This is a genomic window from Geminocystis sp. CENA526 (genome assembly GCF_050753365.1).
Lineage (GTDB): Bacteria > Cyanobacteriota > Cyanobacteriia > Cyanobacteriales > Cyanobacteriaceae > Geminocystis.
Window position 1 is genome coordinate 1 of record NZ_JBLZFY010000249.1, and the last position, 1,678, is coordinate 1,678.

Genomic DNA, 1,678 nt, shown 5'->3' on the forward strand with positions numbered 1-1,678 from the left:
AAATGAACAAGAAAAAATAGCTAAAATTTTAGATACCCAAGAGAGGGCGATCGAAAAAGAAGAACAATATTTAAAGAAATTAAAACAGAAAAAACAGGGATTAATGCAGGACTTATTAACAGGAAAAGTAAGAGTAAATCATTTGTGATAAACCCTTATTAGTTTAAAAATAACTCACTTTAGTAGAGTTCTGCTATGAGCAATGAAATTTATTTCATTGTGGGATAATGATATTAACTCATAAATCGCTTTGCAATGAATTGACAAAGCTAATAGCGAAAGTCTGCTAAAACGACTAGGCAAAATGAAAATATCATACTGGGTGTAACTTATAACAAAAATGAATATAGACACATTAAACAATCAAATTCGTTACCTAACTAACCAAGAAGGAAAACCCACCGATGTTTTAATTCCCCTAACCATTTGGGAGACTATCATCGAAAAACTTAACCTCGAAACCACCGAACAAAATGACAGTAAAGAGCAACTTATAGCCGACTTTAAACAAAGTTTAATAGATGCTAAAGAAGGTAAAACCTACCCCCTTGAAGAACTTTGGGAGGGGATAGACGTATAAATGAAAGAAATAAGATTTACTGCCCCTTTTAAACGGCAACTCAAAAAGTTAGCTAAACGTTATCGCCGAATTTCTCAAGATATTCAATCAGTTGTAAGCGAGTTACAACAAGGTAACTTAATCGGTAATCAAATTACGGGAGTATCGCAAACAGTTTATAAAGCAAGGGCTAAAAATAGCGATATTCCCACTGGTAAAAGCGGAGGCTATCGACTTATTTATCAAGTGGTTTCCAATCAAATAATATTACTACTGGTAATTTATGCAAAATCAGAGCAAACTAATATTAGTGCTGAAGAAATAGAAAGTATTATCAAAGATACCTTAACAGAATAAAAATTTATTGAAATGTCATAATGGCTCGTAGTGAGGGATTTAGCCCTTATACCAAGAGCTTTTGAACCCCTAAAGGGTTAACTACAAACTTTTTTAAGAAAATGATCAAAGTAAAAACAGCTATACCTAAGATGACTTTAGGACGTGCTTTATTAATTCATCTTTTAGAATTGTATGGTATCCCCGGTTATAAACTAACTAAATTAGAAATTCAGAAATTAGCTTACTTTTTACAAGTGGCAGGAGAGCCTCTAAGATTACGTTATGATAAAAATCAATATGGTCCTTATGCTGATAATTTAAACCATGTTTTACAGAAAATAGAAGGGCATTTTATCAAAGGATACGGCGATCGTACCCAACAATCCCAAATTTATGTTTTACCCGAAGGTAGAGAAAAAGCAAATCAATACTTACAACAACATCCCGAAGCTAAAGATAGATTAAATCAAGTAGCAGAATTAATTATGGGCTTTGAAAATCCTTACGGAATGGAAATGTTAGCCACAATTCACTGGGTAGTTACCCAAGAAGATAACCAAGCTAGTAACGATGTTAACCAAGCTATTAAACTTGTCTATTCATGGAATGAGAGAAAAAGACAGTTATTTAAGGAAAATCATCTTAAGAAAGCATGGGAGAGACTAGCACAACAAAACTGGTTTAATTTAACGGTAAATTAGTAGAGCAAACTGATCAGTTTATAGTAAGATTTAGTAAATATAACAAATAGATTTCTTCAAAAAAGATTTTTAATCTGTT

The 1,678-nt window shown here is 32.3% G+C and carries 3 protein-coding genes; all 3 read left to right on the forward strand.

Annotated features, from left to right (window positions below; all coding sequences use genetic code 11):
* Window positions 1-340 precede the first annotated feature (340 nt).
* A complete protein-coding gene (locus ACN4EE_RS23125; RefSeq protein WP_431708862.1) occupies window positions 341-580 on the forward strand; it encodes a hypothetical protein in 240 nt (79 codons plus the stop codon).
* Complete coding sequence (locus ACN4EE_RS23130) at window positions 581-916, forward strand: type II toxin-antitoxin system RelE family toxin (protein ID WP_431708863.1); 336 nt, start codon at window positions 581-583, stop codon at window positions 914-916.
* A gap of 101 nt (window positions 917-1,017) precedes the next feature.
* On the forward strand, window positions 1,018-1,599 hold the full coding sequence (locus tag ACN4EE_RS23135) for a hypothetical protein (RefSeq protein WP_431708864.1): 582 nt from the start codon (window positions 1,018-1,020) through the stop codon (window positions 1,597-1,599).
* Window positions 1,600-1,678 lie beyond the last annotated feature (79 nt).